Raw genomic sequence first — 16,931 nt, forward strand, 5'->3', positions numbered from 1 at the left:
ATAAGAAAACTGGGAAGGAAGATCTTGATGAAACGTAAATATCTACCCGCCAGTCTTCTGATGATGACCCTTCTTCTATTTCTGATGAATACAGAGACAGAAGCGAAAGAACCTGTTATGGCGCCGAGGATAGAGGTTCCTACATTAACTGGTGAAACGCAAATCGTTCCGCCGAAAGGAAAACGAACAATCCTGCATTTTTGGACAACATGGTGCCCTTCCTGCAAAATAGAGCTGCCAGCCTTTGAACAGATCGTGAAAGAAAATCAAAGTGATGTCGACATTCTGACCGTTAATTTACTAGGTGCTGAACAAAGTAAAAACGCTGTCGCCCAATTTGTGAAAGACAGAAAGTTTACATTCCCGATCGTTCTTGATGAGCACGGAGAAATGATGAAGAAATATCAAATCATCACGATCCCGACCACCTTTTTTATTAATGAAAAAGGAGAAGTGGTGAAAAACCATGTAGGTCCACTGACGAAAAAACAAATCAAAGAGTGGACGAATTCGTAAAACAAATGTTTTCTGTGAAGAACCAATGGTCATTCCGTTGGTTCTTTTTTAGTGTTCAATTGCTTTTCATCTGAATAAACTGTGCTCAGAAGAGGATGGAATGACCTGCATCAATAATGATAATTATTATCAAAAAGAAATTATAATAATTATTAATTGAAAATTGATCAGAACCTGTTATAATGAGTTACAGACCTATAAAAAGCTTGAAATAGCAGAAATTATAGATGAAAAACGGAACGGGCAACGATTGGTGATGTGAAAACCATTATCAATTAGAGAGGAGAAAACAATCATGAATGAGAATACAGCACTTTATCAAACGACAAAACAAAAGGAATCGAAATGGTCCTTTTACAAATGGACACAGCACGGAGAATTAATGGCAGCAGGGATCTCGGGAATTCTCATCTTGATTGGGTGGGTTCTAAAGGATGAAAGCATGTGGAGTATCCCTCTTTTCATCCTTGCTTTTGTTATTGGAGGTTTTGCAAAGGCGAAAGAAGGGATCGAAGAAACCATTTCGTCTAAGACGCTGAATGTAGAACTTTTAATGATTTTCGCAGCGATAGGCTCAGCTATTATTGGATATTGGGCAGAGGGTGCCATCTTAATTTTTATTTTTTCATTGAGCGGTGCGCTTGAAACGTATACGTCAAATAAAAGCAAGAAAGATTTAACAGCTTTAATGAGTATCGCACCAGATGAAGCGACTTTAATTGAAGACGATGGCACAACCATTCAAATCGCTGCTTCATCATTAACACCGGGCGACCGTATTATGATCAAAGCTGGCGAGCGTATTGCAGCAGATGGTGTGATCCTGAGCGGGAGAACAAGTGTGGACGAATCTGCACTCACTGGTGAATCGGTTCCTCAGGAAAAAGGGCAAGGGGAGGACGTGTTTGCAGGAACTGTGAACTTAAATGGTTCTTTAACAGTAGAAGTAACGAAATATAATGAAGAGACGCTTTTTCATAAAATTATTAAGCTTGTTGAATCCGCTCAAGAAAGTGTTTCGCCAAGCCAAGCATTCATTGAAAAATTTGAAGGTGCATATGTAAAAGGTGTGTTAATCACCGTCGCTATTTTAATGTTCCTGCCTCATTTTGTACTCGGCTGGAGCATGAGTGAAACCTTTTACCGGGCAATGGTGTTTATGGTGGTTGCTTCACCTTGTGCGCTTGTTGCATCCATTATGCCAGCCGCTCTTTCACTTATCTCAAACGGCGCAAGAAACGGGATGCTTGTAAAAGGAAGCGTCTTTTTAGAAAAATTAGGCACAAGCACCATGATCGCTTTTGATAAAACGGGGACGATTACAAGCGGGAAGCCAGCTGTAGAAAAGGTTGTGCTGGCTGAAGGACAAGAGAAAGCTGCTTTTTATCAGGCGCTTTATCAAATTGAAAGTCAATCAAACCACCCATTAGCAAAAGCGATCTCTGATATGGCAAAAGAGCACCAAGTAGAAAGATCAGCACACGTCACCATTGAAGAAACCTCGGGCTTTGGTGTAAAAGCACAATGGAATGGAGCAACGTGGCGCATAGGGAAGAAAGATTTTGCCGGCAAGGCTCCTATGGACCGAGAGATTGAAGAGACGGGTGATCTTCTTTCTGAAAAAGGATATACAGTGGTGTATGTTCAAAAGGATGAAGAAGTCGTTGGCTGCCTTGGCCTTAAGGATCAAATTAGACCTGAAGCTAAAAAAATGATTCAAGAGCTGAATGATTTAGGCATTCAAACGGTCATGCTCACAGGAGATCAACAAAAAACGGCTGAAGCCATTGCGCAGGAAGCTGGCATCCAAACAGTTGTCGCTGAGTGTCTTCCAGATGAAAAGGTACATGAGGTCAATCAACTTAAAAAACAAGGTAACTCGATCATCATGGTAGGAGACGGAATAAATGATGCACCGGCACTCGCCACAGCAGATGTTGGCGTTGCGATGGGCGGGGGCACTGACGTTGCCTTAGAAACAGCGGATCTCATTTTAATGAAGAACAATTTAAATAACCTAACAAAGATGATCCGCCTTTCAAGAAAGATGAATAGAATCATTAAGCAAAACATCATTTTCTCATTAACGGTGATTTGTCTGTTAATTTGTGCGAATTTCTTACAAGTGCTTGATTTGCCTTTTGGCGTCATCGGGCATGAAGGAAGTACGATTTTGGTCATTTTAAATGGACTGCGACTGCTTCGTGCATCTTAAGCAAATGATCATAGCGCACTTGGCTTCATGCCAGTGCGCTTTTGTGCGAAATACAGCAAAAACTGATACAATAGATCAGTAGTAAAACGTGTGAGGAGGATCACGATGAACCGAATGAAGAGCTTGTCTTCTTGGCTAAAGAAAAAAGACATTCAAGGTGCATTTATACATACAAAGGAAAATGTGTTTTATCTATCTGGATACTTCACAGAGCCGCACGAAAGAGTGATGGGGCTGTTTGTGTTTCAAGAGGCAGATCCATTTTTTATTTTGCCTAAGATGGAAGTGGAGCAGGCGAAGAATGCTGGATGGTCAGGCGATATCATTGGTTATGAAGACCATGAGAACCCATTTGATTTCATTCAGTCAGCAGTAGAAAAACGAGGTGTACGAGCGGCTCGACTTGCGATTGAAAAAGAGTCGATTCCGCTTCAAAGAGCAGAGCAGCTCCAAGCTGCCACTGGGGCGGAAACTTTCGTCAGGGCAGAAGAAGAGCTCAATCAGTTAAGACTGATTAAAGATGAATCTGAAATTGCTACACTGAAAAAAGCCGCTCAATTGGCAGATGAAGGGGTAAAAATTGGGGTGAACGCCTTAAAAGAAGGAATCACCGAAACTGAAGTGCTCGCTGTCATTGAATATGAGTTAAAGAAAAAAGGCATTCAAGGCATGTCCTTTTCGACGATGGTTCTCTTTGGCGAAAAATCAGGCGAGCCCCACGGAAATCCAGGGCAGGCAGCCTTAAAAAAAGGCGATTTTGTGTTATTTGACCTTGGTGTGATTGTCGATGGGTATTGTTCAGACATTACAAGAACATTCATCTATCAAGAAGCTTCTGACAAGCAAAAAGACATCTACCAAACCGTCTTGAACGCAGAAATGGCAGCAATTGAAATGAGCCAGCCAGGCGTGAGAATTGGAGACTTGGACTTAAAAGCACGAGGGCTGATCACAGAAGCGGGATATGGGGAGTACTTCCCGCACCGTCTTGGGCATGGTCTAGGGGTGTCTGTTCATGAGTTTCCTTCTATGAGCCAGGCAAATGACGACCTTCTCCAAGAAGGCATGGTCTATACGATCGAGCCAGGTATTTATGTCCCAGGAGTCGGCGGCGTGAGAATTGAAGATGATGTACTGATCACAGCAGATGGTCCAGTCACCTTAACCAATTATCCAAAAGAGCTGACGATCATCAAGTAATGAAAAAAATCACGATGAACGTCCATGCGTTGGAAGTGTCATCGTGATTTTTTGTCACTCTTTTCGATCCTTGTCAACAAAAAAATCATCAATTGATTGAAACGGTTTGATTTTATGTTCTTTTCCTAAAGGATGTAGTGCAAAGCGAGCAGAAAACAAAACAGCCATACATAATATAATCCATATGATAATACCCATCTTGAATTCCCCTTTCCATCCAGTGATTTGTTCAGCTCACATACATCTTAAAGTATGAAACGCTTACCATATCAAGAGAAAGTAGGAGAAAAAATGTCAAACATAAGGGAGATTGCGAAAAAAGCGGGCGTATCTGTGACAACCGTATCACGTGTGATGAATGATCATCCTTATGTCAAAGAAGAAAAACGAGAGCGTGTGCTGCATGCGATGAAAGAGCTCAAGTATACGAGAAACATTCAGGCTGTGCATTTAGCAAAGGGCTACTCTAATATGTTCGGAATCGTTCTTCCAACGATTGATCACTCCTATTTCAGCGGACTTGTCACAGGCATTGCCGAGAAAGCACAGGCACGCGGCCTGCACTTTGCCTTGTTTCAAACGGGGTATGATCCAATAAAGGAAAAAGAAGCTTTGATGAGCTTAAAGGAGCGGCGTGTGGACGGTTTAATCTTTTGCTCAAATGCGCTAAGTGATCGAGACATCTTAAAGTGGCAGGAATCCGGCCCCATTATTTTTTGTCATCCTACACCACATGATGACTGTTCAGCGGTGTCGATTGCACATGATCAAGCATTGAAAGAAGGGCTTCATCATTTAGCGGCATGCGGGCACGAGCGAATTGCGATCGTTCTTGCCAGAACAGAAGGAGCGAATAGCCAAACGCGCCTTCAAGCTTATCAAGATATGATGCAATCGCTTGGGCAGGACATTGATGAGGAATGGATCATTGAAGGGAAGTTAACACTTTTTGATGGGAAGCAATTATTTACAGAATGGCAGGGGATGAAAAATCGTCCCACAGCATTACTGATCACAAATGACGACGTGTCAGCAGGCTTTTTATTAGAAGCGCAGCGTCACCATATAAAAGTAGGGGAATCACCCGCCATACTCGGCTTTCAAAACGAACAATTGAGTGAGGCTTTAGGGATTTCCAGCATTGAAATTCCACTCAAACAAATGGGGCAGGAAGCATTTGACTTGTACGACCGGGCGTTAAAGGGAGAAGCATCAGAAAAAAGAGTGCTGTCATTTCGCCTCATAGAGCGAACAACCACCGTTTTGAAAAACAATCGTTGACGCACGTTTCATCTGTTTTGTACGATAAGAGGGATTGAATAAGAAGGAGGTGGGGATGTTCATGGAATCCTTCACCGTTGATAAAGCGTTAAATAATAATGTCATCATCGCAAGACACCCTTCTTTGGGCGAAGTGGTTCTGATTGGAAAAGGGATCGGCTTCGGAAAAAAATCGGGTGATGTTCTCGATCAAGCGGCATTTGAAAAGATGTTTGTGTTAAAAAACACGAAGGAACAAACAGAATATAAACAGCTGCTTCATCACATTGATGAGAACATGATCGAGCTTGCCAATGACGTCATTTATCATATACGAGAAAAAATGGGACATCGCTTGAATGAGCATATTCATATTGCACTGACCGATCATATAGCCTTTAGTTTTAAGCGGGTGCAGCAAGGTTATGATATTACCAATCCTTTTATGCTTGAGACACAATCGCTGTACCCGAAAGAATACGAGGTCGCAAAGGAAGTCGTTGAACTGATTAACGAGCGGCCAGATATTGAAACAAAGCTGCCAGAAGGAGAGATTGGTTTTATTGCGCTCCATATTCATTCGGCTTTAACGAACCGGCCCTTATCTGAGGTGAACCGTCATTCGCAGCTCATCACGCAGATGGTCCAAGTCATAGAAGATTCCTTTCATATGAAAGTAGACAGAGAAAGTATTCATTATTTACGCTTATTGCGCCATATTACGTTTTCGATTGAGCGTATTAAACGGGAAGAATCATTAGAGGAACCAGAAAAGTTGCTTCATCTATTGAAAAATGAATATCCTTTATGCTACAATACTGCTTGGAAAATGATCAAAATTTTGCAGCATGCATTGAAAAAGCCTGTACATGATGCAGAAGCTGTCTACCTGACGCTTCACCTGTACAGATTGACTAATAAAATTTCATAGTTTCCTTGAAACGTGTAACTGATTCGATCAGGCATGAGTGACTTAAGGTAAATACAGGATAAGATCCTGTTATTTGCGCAACCTTATATCACCATGCCTTTTTTTGTGTTTGAAAGTGAAATGTAAACGGTTAATTATGAAATGTACGTCAGGGAGCAACCCAAATGTATGTTGTAAGCGAAAACAAAAGGAGGTTCAACCAGTGTTTAAATCACTTTTTGGTGTGTTGCAAAAAATTGGACGAGCACTTATGCTTCCAGTTGCGATCCTTCCTGCTGCTGGTATTTTACTAGCACTTGGAAATGCGATGCAAAATCCGCAGCTGATTGATGTAGCTCAATTTTTAAGCAATGATACAATTCAGCTTGTTGCAAGTGTCATGGAAAATGCAGGGAACATCGTCTTCTCTAATCTTCCGCTCTTATTTGCTGTAGGGGTTGCGATCGGTCTTGCCAATGGAGACGGAGTGGCAGGAATTGCCGCGATCATCGGTTATCTTGTCATGAACGTTACGATGAGTGCCGTCTTAATGGCTAACGGATCGATTCCGTCAGATTCTATCAAATTGGCCCAGTTCTTTAAGGAAAGCCATCCAGCGTATATTAATATGCTCGGCATTCCGACCTTGTCTACCGGCGTTTTTGGCGGGATCATTGTCGGGGTATTAGCAGCTTATATGTATAATAAATTTTACAAAATTGAGCTCCCGCAATATCTCGGTTTCTTTGCTGGTAAACGATTTGTTCCAATCGTCACATCCATTTCAGCACTTATTTTAGGGCTTTTGATGCTAGTCATTTGGCCGCCAATCCAAGGTGCACTGAACTCGTTTTCAACAGGACTGCTTGCAGCGAATGAGCCGCTTGCTGCCTTTGTATTCGGTGTGATTGAACGCTCACTTATCCCGTTTGGTCTGCACCACATTTTCTACTCGCCATTCTGGTATGAGTTCTTTAGCTATAAGAGCTTATCAGGAGAGCTTGTCCGTGGTGACCAGCGTATCTTCATGGCACAAATCAAAGATGGTGTTCAGCTGACAGCCGGAACATTCATGACAGGGAAATATCCGTTCATGATGTTTGGACTTCCAGCAGCAGCACTTGCGATTTACCATGAAGCAAAACCTAAGAATAAAAAGCTTGTAGCTGGAATTATGGGTTCAGCAGCACTGACTTCTTTCTTAACAGGGATTACAGAACCGCTTGAATTCTCATTCTTGTTCGTTGCACCATTATTATTTGCAATCCACTGTGTATTTGCTGGATTATCCTTTATGATAATGGATATTCTAAACGTGAAAATCGGTATGACCTTCTCAGGAGGGTTAATCGACTTCTTCTTATTCGGTATTTTGCCAAACAGAACGGCTTGGTGGCTTGTGATTCCAGTAGGTCTCGTGCTTGCTGTCATTTATTACTTCGGATTTAGATTCGCAATTCGTAAATTTAATCTGAAAACGCCAGGCCGCGAGGATGAAGCAGCAGATGGTGCAAGCGGGGCTAAGGCTGGAAAAGCCGATGACTTGCCGTATGAAATCCTTGAAGCAATGGGTGACCAAGAAAACATTAAACACCTAGATGCTTGTATTACGCGTTTGCGTGTCACAGTAAATGATCAGAAGAAAGTGGACAAAGACCGCTTGAAAAAGCTTGGCGCTTCAGGTGTCCTCGAAGTAGGGAACAACATCCAGGCAATCTTTGGACCGCGCTCTGATAATTTAAAAACACAAATGCAAGACATCATTGCAGGCCGCACGCCGCGTCCAGCTAAAGACCCTTCTGCAAAAGAAGAAGTCAGCCAGCAGGTCGAAGAAGTCATTGCAAAACCGCTTCAAAACGAGCAAGGGGAAGAAATCTTTGCTTCACCAATTACAGGGGAGCTTCATCCGATTACAGATGTACCAGATCAAGTATTCTCAGGGAAAATGATGGGTGACGGTTTCGCCATCTTGCCAAAAGATGGAACGGTGGTTTCACCGGTGAAAGGGAGAATTCTAAATGTTTTCCCAACGAAACACGCAATCGGCCTGCAATCTGATGGTGGACTTGAAATTTTGATCCACTTCGGTATTGATACGGTCAGCCTCAAAGGAGAAGGATTTGAAGCATTTGTACAAGAGGGAGATCAAGTAGAAATCGGTCAAAAACTCTTAGAGGTTGATATTGATAAAATTAAGTCAGAAGTACCATCTTTGATGACACCAATTGTATTTACAAACTTAGGTGAAGGACAATTTATTGACCTTCAAGAATCCGGCGAGATCAAAGCTGGTCAAGAAAACATCATGAAAATTTCAAAATAATTTTCATAACTGCCGTTCTTGTTAGATGACAAGCTCGGCAGTATGATATAATATTGTGGATGTATTAATTGTATAAAAAGGAGATTGATAAAAATGGCTCAACAAACATTCAAAGTAACTGCAGATTCTGGAATTCACGCACGTCCTGCAACAGTTCTTGTACAAACTGCTAGTAAATATGATGCTGATATCAACTTAGAATATAATGGTAAAACAGTGAACCTTAAATCTATTATGGGTGTAATGTCTCTAGGAATTGCGAAAGGTGCTACAATCACAATCTCTGCTTCTGGTTCTGATGAAAATGATGCACTTGCTGCACTAAAAGACACAATGAAAAGTGAAGGCCTAGGCGAGTAATGCAACAACTGAAAGGAATCGGTGCTTCAGCAGGCGTTGCGATTGCAAAAGCATACCGTCTGGAAGAACCAGATTTAACAGTTCACCAAAAAGACATTAACGATCCAGAGACAGAAGTAAAACGTTTTGAAGAAGCAATTCATGTTTCAAAACAAGAACTTGAAGCAATTAAAGAACATGCGCTAAAAGAGCTTGGCCAAGACAAAGCAGATATCTTTTCTGCGCACCTTCTTGTGTTAAGTGATCCAGAGCTGCTAAACCCAGTAAAGGACAAAATCAAATCGGATAAAGTAAATGCTGAATTTGCTTTAAAAGAAACAGCGACCATGTTTGTCACGATGTTCGAAGCAATGGACAATGAATACATGAAGGAACGTGCAGCGGATATTCGCGACGTTACAAAACGTGTTACTGGACATTTGCTAGGCGTTGACATTCCAAACCCAAGTATGATTTCTGAAGAAGTCATTATCATTGCAGAAGATTTAACACCTTCTGATACTGCTCAGCTAAACAGACAATTCGTCAAAGGTTTTGCGACAGATATCGGTGGTCGTACTTCTCACTCAGCGATCATGGCAAGATCAATGGAGATTCCAGCCGTTGTTGGAACAAAAGAAGCAACAAAAACGGTCAAAAACGATGATCTCATCATTGTTGATGGTATTACTGGAGACGTCATCATTCAGCCTTCTGAAGATGAAGTGAAAGCGTATCAAAAAAAGCATGAAGACTTCTTAGCTCAAAAAGCGGAATGGGCGAAACTTGTTGACCAGCCAACGGTCACAAAAGACGGCGTTCACGTAGAGTTAGCTGCAAATATCGGAACACCTGAAGATGTAAAAGGTGTACTTGAAAATGGCGGCGAAGCGGTGGGATTGTACCGTACAGAATTTTTATACATGGGCAGAGATCAGCTTCCAACAGAAGAAGAACAGTTCAATGCTTATAAAACAGTGTTAGAGAAGATGGAAGGTAAAGCAGTTGTTGTCCGCACACTTGATATTGGTGGCGATAAAGAACTCCCTTACTTGCAGCTTCCAAAAGAAATGAACCCGTTCCTTGGCTTTAGAGCGATCCGCCTTTGCCTCGAAGAACAGGAGATTTTCAGAACACAACTACGCGCCTTACTTCGTGCAAGTACATATGGAAACTTGAAAATCATGTTCCCTATGATCGCGACGTTATCAGAATTTAGAGAAGCAAAAGCCATTTTACTTGAAGAAAAAGAAGCATTGGTTGCCGCTGGTACAGACGTATCTGATTCCATTGAAATCGGTATTATGGTGGAAATTCCATCAACAGCTGTCATCGCAGACCAATTTGCAAAAGAAGTGGATTTCTTTAGTATTGGAACAAATGATTTGATTCAATACACAATGGCTGCTGATCGAATGAACGAACGAGTGTCATATCTTTATCAGCCATACAATCCAGCCATTTTACGTCTGATTACGCTTGTGATTGAAGCAGCGCATAAAGAAGGTAAGTGGGTTGGCATGTGCGGTGAGATGGCAGGAGATGAAATCGCAATCCCGCTTCTACTTGGATTAGGATTAGATGAATTCTCAATGAGTGCAACATCCATTCTTCCAGCAAGAACGCAGCTAAGCAAGCTTTCTAAGGAAGAAGCTGCATCATTTAAAGAGCATATTTTATCACTTAGCACAACAGAAGAAGTAGTTGATTTCGTCAAGAAAACGTTTCAACATAACTAAGTGAATCAAACCAGACAGGTTCAACTGTCTGGTTTTTTTGTCGAATTTTATCATAATGGGTCATATCGAGCAGAGAGAAGGGCAACCTATAATTAAAAAATGGAGGTGACCAGATTGCCTTTTTCTGACTATAAGCCGGGTGATCAAGTATATGTGATTTATCGAAATCCACATGCAGCAAACGTAGCACAAATTAAAGAAGCGGAAATCGTTTCACATCCATACAACGAAGAGGAGCTTGCACTATTTTTACTGGAAACGTATCATCCATTAGCACCTGATGATGCCGTATTTTCAACATACGAAGAAGCAGAAGCCCTTTATCAAGATTTGTTTGAATAAGGGAGATTTTAGAAAGGATAAAAGCCATCCTGAGCGGTTAAAGTAACGGTATGAAACCTTAAAGGTAAGGATGTGCTAAATATGATCAAACCTTTCGTCCCCCAGCTTGTTTATATTGAACCTCGAGCGCTAGAGTACCCGTTAGGACAAGAGCTGAAGGAAAAGTTCGAGGGTATGGGAATTGAAATAAGAGAAACGACTTCACATAACCAGGTGAGAAATATCCCAGGGAAAAATGACTTGCAAAAGTATCGCAATGCGAAATCAACGCTTGTCATTGGTGTGCGGAAAACATTGAAGTTCGACTCGTCTAAACCATCTGCAGAGTATGCGATCCCATTTGCGACGGGATGTATGGGGCATTGTCATTATTGCTACCTGCAAACAACAATGGGAAGTAAGCCGTACATTCGCACGTATGTTAATGTAGAAGAAATATTAGATCAGGCTGAGCAGTACATGAACGAGCGTGCACCGGACATCACAAGATTTGAAGCCTCTTGTACCTCTGACATCGTAGGGATTGACCATTTGACACATACACTGAAGCGAGCGATTGAATATTTTGGGCAAACCGATCTTGGCAAGCTTCGCTTCGTCACTAAATTTCATCATGTCGATCATCTATTAGATGCAAAGCACAACGGTCGAACAAGATTCCGCTTTAGTATCAACGCTGATTATGTCATTAAATATTTCGAACCCGGAACATCACCGCTCGATCAGCGAATTGAAGCGGCTGTCAAAGTGGCAAAAGCAGGCTATCCTCTTGGCTTTATTATTGCCCCGATTTACATTCACGAAGGCTGGCAGGAAGGGTATAAAGTTCTTTTTGAAAAACTCGATGCCGCCCTTTCAGAAGATGTGAGACACGATATCACCTTTGAAATGATTCAGCACCGCTTTACAAAACCAGCGAAGCGTGTGATCCAAAAAAACTACCCGAAATCAAAATTAGAATTAGATGAAGAAAAAAGAAGATACAAATGGGGTAGATATGGAATTGGAAAATATATCTACCAAAAAGATGAAGAACAAGAACTAAGACAGACATTAGAATCATATATCGATCAGTACTTTCCGTCTGCAAAAATTGAATATTTTACTTAAAGCAAGCCTTTGTGGCTTGTTTTTTTCTATTTAAATTTTCTTACAACTATTGAATGCGGTACCAATTTTGCCGATATACAAAATAAGATACGAAAGTAGGATGTAGGGGTGATGAGATGTTTAAGAAACTTCAAATAAGGATAGCTGTTTTTATCTCAGTTATTTTAATTTTAACCGTTGTGGCAGTTCAAGTGGGTTCCAACATAGTATTAAGACCACTCATTGAACGTGATGCAAAAACCACCACAGCAGCAACGGCAGAAAGCATGAAAGACATCATTGCATTAAGACTTAATGGTTACAGTGATACAATTAACAAACTGGCAACAAGTACACTGACTGAAGATTTTGCACAAAAACAAACAAAACAAACATTGGCATTTGAAAGCGATGAACTAAAAGGCTTACAGGAGCAGGATGAACTCATCTCGCTTGCCTATATTGGAACAAATGATGGCAAAATGTTCGCTTTCCCAGAGTCCGATTTTGGCGAAGGATATGATCCTTCTAAACGAGATTGGTTTATTCAAGCGGCTGAAAAGCCTGATGAGGTCCTGTGGACAGACCCATATATTGATAAAGCAACCAATGAAATGGTCGTCTCAGCCACTAAGGCGATTGTGCGAAATGGAAAAGTCGTTGGAGTTGCTGGACTTGATTTGAAGCTGTCCTCCATTCAATCCTATATAAAGGAACAAAAAATTCCTTATATGGGAACCGCTTTCTTAGTTGACGGCACAGGCACCATTTTGGCGCATCCAACAGAGCAAGGAAAAAACATATCAAAAGTCGCTTCTGTGAAAAAAGCGATCGACAATTCTGGTATTGATGATAACAAACAGCTGACAGTCATATCTAAAATTAAAGAAGCCGATTGGACGATAGGGGTCAGCTTCGAGAAAAAGAAACTGCTTTGGATCACAGAACAAATGAATCAAACAAGTATCATCATATCTGTGATTGCGATTATTCTTGCTATGATCCTAAGCTACTTATTAGCAAGAAGCATTACAACGCCAATCAAGCGTCTGATAGAGCATGTTCGTAAAGTGTCTGAAGGCGATTTAACCAGCTCACTTGAAACAAAGTCCCAGGATGAAATAGGTTTCCTCACGAAAAGCTTTAATCAAATGACAGAGGGCATTAGGGAGTTAATTGAAAAAGTGAAAGGGGCTTCAGACCAGGTTGTGAAATCAACGGATGAAGTGACGCAAATTTCAAATGAGACCTTACTATCAAGCGAACAGATTGCAACTGCCATTCAAGAGGTGGCAACAGGGGCGTCTAAACAAGCAATAGATGCTGAAACAATTAATGAGAAATCAGAGCATTTGTATGAAAAAGTACGTCATATGGGTGAGCTTGCCACGCAAATGCAAGCCAACTCAAAATCATCTGAAGATGCAGGCTATAGAGGGCTCGATGCTCTTGGCCAGCTCGTCCAAAAATCAACACAAGCGAATGAAGAATCGAAGAAGGTAGAGCAAATGCTGCTGGATCTTGAGCATAAAACGAAAAATATTGAAAACGTCGTGACGGCGATCTCTGAAATCTCTGATCAAACGAATTTACTTGCACTGAATGCAAGCATTGAAGCAGCGCGAGCAGGAGAAAGCGGACGAGGGTTTGCTGTCGTCGCAGAAGAAGTAAGAAAGCTTGCTGAACAATCTGCACAATCAACAAAACACATTAGTGAAACTGTGAAACTCATTCAAGATGAATCGAAGAAGGCGGCTGAAGCAATGACAGCAGCAAGTAAAATGAATGAGGAACAAGGTGATGCCATCAATGCAACAGGTGAGGCACTCAGCAGCATCACAATGGAAATGCAGGCACTTGTCGGCTCCATTGACAGCATTCATACACAGATCAATGAAATGACAGAAGAACAGCAGAAAATGAATGATTCCATTCAAAGCATTGCTGCAATTTCAGAAGAATCTGCGGCTTCAGCAGAGGAAGTGCATGCTTCTACCGATGAACAAGTACAAGCTTTAGAAAGAACGAAAACCTCGACCGAAATGCTGAACGAATCAAGCCAGGCATTACGTCAGGCGGTTGACCGGTTTAAGGTGTAATAGAATGGAAAGGAGCCTTGCGACGTGAGCAAGGTTCTTTTTGTATGATAAAATAAGTGCAGAGGGGGTGTTGACATGGATGTCAATCTATTTGGAAAAAAAGCATTGGTAGCTGCAAGCAGTCAAGGTATCGGAAAAGCAATAGTCTTTGCTCTAGCAAAAGAGGGCGCAGATGTAATGCTCTCAGGAAGACATGAGCAGACGCTGAAAGAAACGGTCAAAGAATTGTCCCCGCTTGTAAAAGGGCAGCTGACTTATCAAGTATGTGATGTATCTGACGCCGAGCAAATCAAGGCGCTTGCCCAAGCAGCAGCTGGTGATGAAAAGCGTCTCGACATTCTTGTGAACAATACAGGCGGTCCTCAAACAGGGACGCTCGAGACCTTAACGGATCAAGATTGGATGGACTCATTTCAGCTTCATTTACTCAGCTATATCCGGTTATTAAAAGAGGCCTTGCCTTATTTAAAAAAACGCGGCGCACGCGTGTTAAATATTGCGTCTATGTCGGTGAAAGAACCGATTCCAGGCTTGATGCTGTCGAATACATTTAGACCGGCGATTGCTGGATGGACAAAAACAGCTGCCCAGGAGCTTGCACAAGATGGCATTTTGATCAATACGTTAGCCCCGGGAAAAATTGAAACAGAGCGCGTCAAACAGCTGGACAAGCACCGCGCGCAAACAGAGCATCAATCAGTTGAAGAGATCAAAGCACAAGCAGAACGAGCGATCCCGCTTGGCCGGTACGGACAGCCAGAGGAATTTGCGGCATATGCGGCTTTCCTTTTATCTGAAGCGAATACATATATGACAGGTCAAACACTGATCATTGATGGTGGATTGACAAAGTCTCTTTAAGGAGGAACACGTGATGGCACAAATCAAAACAGTTGGTTTCATTGGAATCGGTGTAATGGGACATAGTATGGCAGGACATTTAATGGATGCAGGATATGAGGTTCTCGTGTATACAAGAACGAAAACGAAGGCAGACGCATTGATTCAAAAAGGCGCTTCATGGAAGTCAACAGTGAAGGAAATCGCAGCAAGTGCGGATGCTGTCATCACTATGGTCGGGTATCCATCAGATGTGGAAGAGATCTATTTAGGGGAAGAAGGGCTCGTGACACATGCTGCTCCTGGTACTTATCTCATTGATATGACCACATCGAAGCCTCAGCTTGCAAAAGAAATTGAAATGAAAGCGAAGGAAAGAGGCCTATTTGCGTTAGATGCACCGGTATCAGGTGGTGACGTAGGGGCGAAGAATGGTACGCTGGCCATTATGATTGGCGGAGAAAGGTCAGCCTATGAAGCTTGTCTGCCTCTATTTGAGCACATGGGTGAGAACATTCAATATCAAGGACTGGCTGGAAGCGGTCAGCATACAAAAATGTGTAACCAAATTGCCATTGCAGCAGGCATGGTAGGTGTCGCAGAGGCAATGGCCTATGCCGAAAAATCAGGTCTTGATCCAGAGCAGGTGCTCAAAAGCATCACAACAGGAGCTGCAGGAAGCTGGTCCTTGTCAAACCTTGCGCCAAGAATGCTGAAAGGTGATTTCGAGCCAGGATTTTATGTGAAGCATTTTATCAAGGATATGGGCATTGCACTTGAAGAAGCAGAGCTGATGGAAGAAGAGATGCCAGGCCTCTCACTTGCGAAGTCACTTTATGAAAAGCTCAGCGAACAGGGCGAAGAAAACAGTGGAACGCAGAGTATTTATAAATTATGGGTAAAATAAAAGCCTGTCCCACGGTTGGACAGGCTCAGCGTGTAGACAAACCCTCGCATTCGTTGTCAGTCCTGCGTGCCGGTGCTCACGAAACTCAAATTCGCTCCAGTACTCGTCCTTCCTAGACTGCAAAGGTTTTTTATCACGCTGAAAAGAAGACAAAGGGCTAAAATAAAGTTCATTTTAGCCCTTTGTCAACAATCTAAAAGGCTGTCCCTCGGTGGGACAGCCTTTTTCATATTATTTTCCGATGAATTGCTGCGTCCAGTAGTTGCCATCTTTCACATAACCAACACCAATATGTGTATAGTTTTTGTTTAAAATGTTCGCTCTGTGACCTTCACTGTTCATCCAAGCTGTTACAACTTCTTGAGGTGACCTTTGACCTTGGGCAATGTTTTCACCTGCTGTTTTGTAAGTGATACCGAATTGCTTCATTTGATCAAATGGAGATCCGTAAGTTGGGCTTGTATGAGAGAAATAGTTTTTATCTTTCATATCTTGAGATTTTGCGCGCGCCGATTTGCTTAATTTTGAATCAACAGAAAGTGCCTTTAATCCTTGTTTTGCACGCTCTTTATTTGTCAGCTCAACTACTTCTTTTTCAAATGCATTTAAGCTGCTGTCTGCTTTTGCTGCAGTTGTGTCTTTTTGGTCAGCTTTTGTGCTGTTATTGTTGTTTGTGTTTTGTTTCGCTGGAGTGCTTGGTTTAGAAGCAGTTGGTTTTTTCACTGATTCTTGTTTTTGTTCATTTTTTGCTTTGTTTACTTCTTTCACCACTTTTGTACCAGTAACAGGTTGACCGCTTTTGATCAGCTTGTTTAATAGAGCTTCGATCTCTTTTTGGTTAGACTTGCTTAGCTTGTTCACATCTGAAGAGATATGTAATTTTGCAGCTAATGTATGAAGATCAATGGCTTGATGCTGTACGTGTATGACTTGTTTCAGGTTAAGCTCCTTTGCATCAGCTGAATGTCCTCCAGTGAACGTAATCAATGCAGCAGCTGTTAGCGCTGAAAAAAAGAATGATTTCTTCTTCATTTTGTAACTCCTCCTAAAATCTTTGTTTTGTTTTCTCACAGAAAATCATAACATAGACTTTTTGTTATAAATGTACCAGCATCCTCCATTGACAAAGCGTGTTTGTCATTTTTGTTAAAG

The 16,931-nt window shown here is 41.8% G+C and carries 15 protein-coding genes; 13 read left to right on the forward strand and 2 right to left on the reverse strand.

Annotated elements, in window-relative coordinates; translation table 11 throughout:
* Positions 1-27: 27 nt before the first annotated feature.
* The 3 genes from stoA (at position 28) to ACYH0L_RS06510 (ending at position 3,931) form a co-directional block, all read left to right on the forward strand.
* Entirely contained in the window at positions 28-516 is a 489-nt protein-coding gene (gene stoA, locus ACYH0L_RS06500; RefSeq protein ID WP_099728686.1) for an endospore biogenesis thiol-disulfide oxidoreductase StoA, read from the forward strand.
* Between the two features lie 295 nt (positions 517-811).
* Complete coding sequence (locus ACYH0L_RS06505; protein WP_482354432.1) at positions 812-2,731, forward strand: heavy metal translocating P-type ATPase; 1,920 nt, start codon at positions 812-814, stop codon at positions 2,729-2,731.
* A 105-nt stretch (positions 2,732-2,836) separates the two neighbouring features.
* Positions 2,837-3,931: a M24 family metallopeptidase gene (locus ACYH0L_RS06510; protein WP_256499508.1), complete on the forward strand. Its 1,095-nt coding sequence runs from the start codon at positions 2,837-2,839 to the stop codon at positions 3,929-3,931.
* Positions 3,932-3,985: 54 nt separating this feature from the next.
* Here the strand turns inward: ACYH0L_RS06510 and ACYH0L_RS06515 are convergent, their stop codons facing one another.
* Positions 3,986-4,129 (reverse strand): hypothetical protein, encoded by a 144-nt coding sequence (locus ACYH0L_RS06515; protein ID WP_180275569.1) that lies wholly within the window; start codon positions 4,127-4,129, stop codon positions 3,986-3,988.
* Between the two features lie 93 nt (positions 4,130-4,222).
* On the opposite strand from ACYH0L_RS06515, the gene ACYH0L_RS06520 reads away from it, so the two are divergent.
* The 10 genes from ACYH0L_RS06520 to ACYH0L_RS06565 all read left to right on the forward strand — a co-directional run bounded on the left by ACYH0L_RS06520 (position 4,223) and on the right by ACYH0L_RS06565 (position 15,779).
* Positions 4,223-5,212 carry a LacI family DNA-binding transcriptional regulator gene (locus tag ACYH0L_RS06520; protein ID WP_099728683.1) on the forward strand — a complete coding sequence of 330 codons (990 nt, stop codon included), beginning with the start codon at positions 4,223-4,225 and terminating at the stop codon, positions 5,210-5,212.
* Positions 5,213-5,267: 55 nt separating this feature from the next.
* Positions 5,268-6,122 carry a glucose PTS transporter transcription antiterminator GlcT gene (glcT, locus tag ACYH0L_RS06525; protein WP_099728682.1) on the forward strand — a complete coding sequence of 285 codons (855 nt, stop codon included), beginning with the start codon at positions 5,268-5,270 and terminating at the stop codon, positions 6,120-6,122.
* A 202-nt stretch (positions 6,123-6,324) separates the two neighbouring features.
* Positions 6,325-8,424: a glucose-specific PTS transporter subunit IIBC gene (gene ptsG / locus ACYH0L_RS06530; RefSeq protein WP_099728681.1), complete on the forward strand. Its 2,100-nt coding sequence runs from the start codon at positions 6,325-6,327 to the stop codon at positions 8,422-8,424.
* 93 nt (positions 8,425-8,517) lie between these two features.
* Positions 8,518-8,784, forward strand: coding sequence for a phosphocarrier protein HPr (locus ACYH0L_RS06535; RefSeq protein ID WP_003211078.1), 267 nt, complete (start codon positions 8,518-8,520; stop codon positions 8,782-8,784).
* The gene (ptsP, locus tag ACYH0L_RS06540; protein WP_099728680.1) at positions 8,784-10,502 is read left to right on the forward strand and encodes a phosphoenolpyruvate--protein phosphotransferase; all 1,719 of its coding nucleotides are present in this window, start codon (positions 8,784-8,786) and stop codon (positions 10,500-10,502) included. Before ACYH0L_RS06535 ends, ptsP begins: the two co-directional genes overlap by 1 nt.
* Before the next feature lie 99 nt (positions 10,503-10,601).
* A complete protein-coding gene (locus ACYH0L_RS06545) occupies positions 10,602-10,844 on the forward strand; it encodes a transcriptional regulator SplA domain-containing protein (RefSeq protein WP_180275567.1) in 243 nt (80 codons plus the stop codon).
* Between the two features lie 81 nt (positions 10,845-10,925).
* Positions 10,926-11,954, forward strand: coding sequence for a spore photoproduct lyase (gene splB, locus ACYH0L_RS06550; RefSeq protein WP_099728678.1), 1,029 nt, complete (start codon positions 10,926-10,928; stop codon positions 11,952-11,954).
* 116 nt (positions 11,955-12,070) lie between these two features.
* Positions 12,071-14,032, forward strand: coding sequence for a methyl-accepting chemotaxis protein (locus ACYH0L_RS06555; RefSeq protein WP_099728677.1), 1,962 nt, complete (start codon positions 12,071-12,073; stop codon positions 14,030-14,032).
* A gap of 75 nt (positions 14,033-14,107) precedes the next feature.
* Entirely contained in the window at positions 14,108-14,893 is a 786-nt protein-coding gene (locus tag ACYH0L_RS06560; RefSeq protein WP_099728676.1) for an SDR family oxidoreductase, read from the forward strand.
* A 13-nt stretch (positions 14,894-14,906) separates the two neighbouring features.
* Positions 14,907-15,779 (forward strand): NAD(P)-dependent oxidoreductase, encoded by an 873-nt coding sequence (locus ACYH0L_RS06565; protein WP_099728675.1) that lies wholly within the window; start codon positions 14,907-14,909, stop codon positions 15,777-15,779.
* Positions 15,780-16,010: 231 nt separating this feature from the next.
* On the opposite strand, the gene ACYH0L_RS06570 is transcribed toward ACYH0L_RS06565, so the two are convergent.
* The gene (locus ACYH0L_RS06570) at positions 16,011-16,811 is read right to left on the reverse strand and encodes a CAP domain-containing protein (protein WP_099728673.1); all 801 of its coding nucleotides are present in this window, start codon (positions 16,809-16,811) and stop codon (positions 16,011-16,013) included.
* Between the last annotated feature and the right edge of the window lie 120 nt (positions 16,812-16,931).

It is taken from the genome of Bacillus sp. MC1252 (assembly GCF_056838025.1).

Excerpts from the sequence above, each read along its gene's own strand:
- stoA (WP_099728686.1), top strand. The coding sequence starts at position 28 with ATGAAACGTAAATATCTACCCGCCAGTCTTCTGATGATGACCCTTCTT.
- ACYH0L_RS06505 (WP_482354432.1), top strand. The coding sequence starts at position 812 with ATGAATGAGAATACAGCACTTTATCAAACGACAAAACAAAAGGAATCG.
- ACYH0L_RS06510 (WP_256499508.1), top strand. The coding sequence starts at position 2,837 with ATGAACCGAATGAAGAGCTTGTCTTCTTGGCTAAAGAAAAAAGACATT.
- ACYH0L_RS06515 (WP_180275569.1), bottom strand. The coding sequence starts at position 4,129 with ATGGGTATTATCATATGGATTATATTATGTATGGCTGTTTTGTTTTCT.
- ACYH0L_RS06520 (WP_099728683.1), top strand. The coding sequence starts at position 4,223 with ATGTCAAACATAAGGGAGATTGCGAAAAAAGCGGGCGTATCTGTGACA.
- glcT (WP_099728682.1), top strand. The coding sequence starts at position 5,268 with ATGTTCATGGAATCCTTCACCGTTGATAAAGCGTTAAATAATAATGTC.
- ACYH0L_RS06535 (WP_003211078.1), top strand. The coding sequence starts at position 8,518 with ATGGCTCAACAAACATTCAAAGTAACTGCAGATTCTGGAATTCACGCA.
- ptsP (WP_099728680.1), top strand. The coding sequence starts at position 8,784 with ATGCAACAACTGAAAGGAATCGGTGCTTCAGCAGGCGTTGCGATTGCA.
- ACYH0L_RS06545 (WP_180275567.1), top strand. The coding sequence starts at position 10,602 with ATGGAGGTGACCAGATTGCCTTTTTCTGACTATAAGCCGGGTGATCAA.
- splB (WP_099728678.1), top strand. The coding sequence starts at position 10,926 with ATGATCAAACCTTTCGTCCCCCAGCTTGTTTATATTGAACCTCGAGCG.
- ACYH0L_RS06555 (WP_099728677.1), top strand. The coding sequence starts at position 12,071 with ATGTTTAAGAAACTTCAAATAAGGATAGCTGTTTTTATCTCAGTTATT.
- ACYH0L_RS06560 (WP_099728676.1), top strand. The coding sequence starts at position 14,108 with ATGGATGTCAATCTATTTGGAAAAAAAGCATTGGTAGCTGCAAGCAGT.
- ACYH0L_RS06565 (WP_099728675.1), top strand. The coding sequence starts at position 14,907 with ATGGCACAAATCAAAACAGTTGGTTTCATTGGAATCGGTGTAATGGGA.
- ACYH0L_RS06570 (WP_099728673.1), bottom strand. The coding sequence starts at position 16,811 with ATGAAGAAGAAATCATTCTTTTTTTCAGCGCTAACAGCTGCTGCATTG.